Genomic DNA, 3,743 nt, shown 5'->3' with positions numbered 1-3,743 from the left:
GTCGCCGGCGCAACCGGCGGTCAGCAGGGCGAGCACGGCGCCGGTGGCGGCGAGGGCTGAGCGTAGGTGCGCGTCCATGCCTCCATGGGGCCACCGCCCCGGGCCGACGGCGACCGCCGCACGCCCGTTCGAGTGAAGCAGGGAGCAGCACCGCGACAGGGTTCACCACGGGCCAGCGCGGGTCATCGCCTCCGGTGACGACCCGCGGTGGCCTGCGGTTCCTGCCGGGTGGCCCGTACCTGGTCGCCGGACCGCTCAGTCGTCCTCAGGCGGCTGCTCGGGTGTCTCCACCCGCTCCACCAGCACCCGCTCGACGCGGTTGCGCCGCCCGGCGGTGGACTCGGCCGTCAGCCGCAGCCCGGCCAGTGAGGGGTCGACCCGGTCCTCGGAGAGGTCGACGACCGCCGAGGCACCGGCGAGCGGCACCCGGCCGAGCAGTTTGGCCAGCAGTCCGCCGACCGTCTCCACGTCCTCGTCGTCGAAGTCGTCCAGTCCGTACAGCTCACCCAGGTCGCCGATGTCGAGGCGGGCGGTGACCCGGAACCGGCCGTCGCCCAGTTCCTCCACGGGCGGCAGCTCCCGGTCGTACTCGTCGGCGATCTCGCCGACGATCTCCTCGAGGATGTCCTCGATGGTGACGATGCCGGCGGTGCTGCCGTACTCGTCGATGACCACCGCCACGTGGCTGCGGTCGCGCTGCATCTCCCGCAGCAGGTCGCCGGCGTTCTTGGTGTCCGGCACGAACACCGCGGGCCGCATCACGGTCGACACCTGCTCCGACTCGCTGTCCCGGTTGATGTGCACCGTGCGCGCCAGGTCCTTGAGGTAGACGATGCCGACCACGTCGTCCTCGTTCTCGCCGGTGACGGGGATCCGCGAGAAGCCCGAGCGCAGCGCCAGGGTGAGCGTCTGGTGGATGGTCTTGTAGCGCTCGACGGTGACCAGGTCGGTGCGCGGCACCATCACCTCGCGCACCAGCGTGTCCCCGAGCTCGAAGACGGAGTGCACCATGCGGCGCTCCTCGTCCTCGATGAGGGACTCGGCGCCGGCGAAGTCGACCATCGCGCGCAGTTCCGACTCGGAGGCGAAGGGCCCCTTCCGGAACCCCTTGCCGGGTGTCACCGCGTTGCCCAGCAGGATCAGCAGCTGCGGCACGGGCCCCATCACGCGGGCCAGCGGCAGCAGTACGTAGGCGGCCGCGGTGGCGGTGTTGAGCGGGTGCTGGATGCCGATGGTCCGCGGTGAGACGCCGACCGCGACGAAGGACACCAGCACCATGACGGCGATGGCGAAGGCCACCGCCTGCCAGGTCCGGTCGAAGGTCCGCAGAGCGGCGAAGGTGACGAGGACCGCCGCGGCCATCTCGCTGGCGATCCGTACCAGCAGGGCCAGGTTCAGGTAGCGCACCGGATCGGCGGCGACCGCGGCGAGCTTCGCGCTGCCCCGGCGGCCCGCGCGGACCGCCTCCTCGGCGCGGAAGCTGGTGGTGCGGGCCAGTCCCGCCTCGGCGCACGCCGAGAGCCAGGCGAGCACCGTGAGCAGCACGGCGGCGGCGACGAGCTGACCGGTCATGTGGTCGTCGGCGCCGGGGACGGGCCGGTGAGGCCCTTCTCGTCCCGCCAGCCGTCCACGATCGCCTTCTGGAGACCGAACATCTCCGTCCGCTCGGACGGCTCCTCGTGGTCGTAGCCGAGCAGGTGCAGCACACCGTGCACGGTCAGCAGTTGCAGCTCCTCGTCCATGGAGTGCCCGGTGGGGGCCTCCTCGCCCTGCTTCCTGGCCACCTCGGGGCAGAGCACGATGTCACCGAGCAGCCCCTGCGGCGGCTCCTCGTCGTCCTTCGCGGGCGGACGCAGCTCGTCCATCGGGAAGGACATGACATCGGTGGGCCCCGGCAGGTCCATCCACTGGCGGTGCAGCTGCTCCATGGCGTCGGTGTCGACGACGATCACCGAGAGCTCCGACAGCGGGTGGATGCGCATCCGGGCCAGGGCGTAGCGGGCGACGTCGAGGATCGCCTGCTCGTCGACCTCCTGGCCGGACTCGTTGTTGACGTCGATCGACATGGTTCGGGCTTGCTACTTTCCGTTGCGGTCGTCGTAGCGGTCGTAGGCGTCGACGATACGCCCGACCAGCCGGTGGCGGACCACGTCGGTACTGGTGAGGCGGGAGAAGTGCACGTCGTCCACGTCCTCGAGGATCTCCTGCACCTGCCGCAGACCGCTCTTCGAGCCGTTCGGCAGGTCGACCTGGGTGACGTCACCGGTGATGACGATCTTCGATTCGAAGCCGAGGCGGGTGAGGAACATCTTCATCTGCTCGGGGCTGGTGTTCTGCGCCTCGTCGAGAATGATGAAGGCGTCGTTGAGCGTGCGGCCCCGCATGTACGCCAGCGGCGCGACCTCGATGGTGCCCGCGGCCATCAGCCGGGGGATGGAGTCCGGGTCGAGCATGTCGTGCAGCGCGTCGTAGAGCGGACGCAGGTACGGGTCGATCTTCTCGTAGAGCGTGCCGGGCAGGAAGCCGAGCCGCTCCCCCGCCTCCACGGCGGGCCGGGTCAGGATGATGCGATTGACCTGCTTGGCCTGGAGGGCCTGCACCGCCTTGGCCATGGCCAGGTACGTCTTGCCGGTGCCTGCCGGGCCGATGCCGAAGACGACGGTGTGCTGGTCGATGGCGTCGACGTAGCGCTTCTGGTTGAGCGTCTTGGGCCGGATCGTGCGACCGCGGTTGGAGAGGATGTTCTGGGTGAGGACCTCGGCGGGCGTCTCGTCGCCGCTGCCGTTGCCCGCGCCGCGGAGCATGGCGATGGACCGCTCGACGGCGTCCTCCGTCATGGGCTGGCCGGTGCGCAGCACCAGCATCATCTCGTCGAAGAGGCGCTGCACGAGCGCCACCTCGTCGGCGGCGCCGGTGGCGGTGATCTCGTTGCCGCGGACGTGGATGTCCGTGGCCGGGAATGCCTGCTCGATCACCCGCAGCAGGGAGTCGCCGGAGCCGAGCACCGTGACCATCGGGTGCTTGGCGGGTACGGCGAAGTGAGCACGTGCCTGTTCTGTGGATGTGTTCGTCATGGGCCGGCTCAGTGGCCTGCTCATCCCTCTCTCTGACTGCGGTGGATCCGGACTGACTGCGGTGGATCCGGACTACCAGGGTACGCCGGGGCGCCGACATGCCCGAGGGATTTATCTCGTCGACCCCTTGCGCCTCAGCACGGGTCGGGCGTCACAGGCCCACCGGGCGGCGCGCGGCGACGGCTCGGGCTCTGGGTCGCCAGCTCGGGGCCGGCGGCTCGGGATCGGCGGCTCGGGATCGGCGGCTCAGGCGGTGCGGAAGCCGATCGTGGGCACCGCCCGGCGCCGCGGCCAGGGCTGGGTGTTCTCGCTGAGCAGCTCCCGCAGGAAACCGAACCGGCACAGCGCGGCCGGGTCCTGCGCGGGGCAGCTGTGCACCCGGTGGCACCAGGCGGCGATCTCCGGCCAGCCGGGCGCCGACAGCGAGCCGCCGAACTCCTGCACCGAGAGCCCCGCCGCCACGCAGGCGAAGGCGAGCCGGTCGGCGAGCGGCCAACCGGCCAGTGAGGCCATCAGGAACCCGGCGGTGAAGACGTCGCCCGCGCCGGTCGGGTCCAGCGCCTCCACGCACACCGACGGCACCTCCACGAACTCCCCGGTCCGCCCGTCCGCCGCGCAGACCCCCTCCCGGCCGAGCGTGACGACGGCCAGCGGCACGTGCTCGGTCAG

4 protein-coding genes are annotated in these 3,743 nt (G+C 71.1%); all 4 read right to left on the bottom strand.

Annotated features, from left to right (window positions below; genetic code table 11):
* Positions 1-255: 255 nt before the first annotated feature.
* Entirely contained in the window at positions 256-1,572 is a 1,317-nt protein-coding gene (locus tag ACYVE9_RS18870; RefSeq protein ID WP_461029061.1) for a hemolysin family protein, read from the bottom strand.
* Positions 1,569-2,066 carry an rRNA maturation RNase YbeY gene (gene ybeY / locus ACYVE9_RS18865; RefSeq protein WP_461029060.1) on the bottom strand — a complete coding sequence of 166 codons (498 nt, stop codon included), beginning with the start codon at positions 2,064-2,066 and terminating at the stop codon, positions 1,569-1,571. The genes ACYVE9_RS18870 and ybeY overlap by 4 nt, the downstream gene beginning before the upstream one ends.
* Before the next feature lie 12 nt (positions 2,067-2,078).
* Positions 2,079-3,074 (bottom strand): PhoH family protein, encoded by a 996-nt coding sequence (locus ACYVE9_RS18860; protein WP_461029059.1) that lies wholly within the window; start codon positions 3,072-3,074, stop codon positions 2,079-2,081.
* Between the two features lie 246 nt (positions 3,075-3,320).
* Positions 3,321-3,743 (bottom strand): carbohydrate kinase family protein (locus ACYVE9_RS18855; RefSeq protein ID WP_461029058.1); only part of this gene is annotated, 423 nt, incomplete at its 5' end.

It is taken from the genome of Streptomyces sparsus, from assembly GCF_054776295.1.
This window is presented reverse-complemented; position numbering and strand designations above follow the sequence as displayed.

Bases quoted from the DNA above. Each gene is read 5' to 3' on its own strand.
- ACYVE9_RS18870 (WP_461029061.1), bottom strand. From the start codon at position 1,572: ATGACCGGTCAGCTCGTCGCCGCCGCCGTGCTGCTCACGGTGCTCGCC.
- ybeY (WP_461029060.1), bottom strand. From the start codon at position 2,066: ATGTCGATCGACGTCAACAACGAGTCCGGCCAGGAGGTCGACGAGCAG.
- ACYVE9_RS18860 (WP_461029059.1), bottom strand. From the start codon at position 3,074: ATGACGAACACATCCACAGAACAGGCACGTGCTCACTTCGCCGTACCC.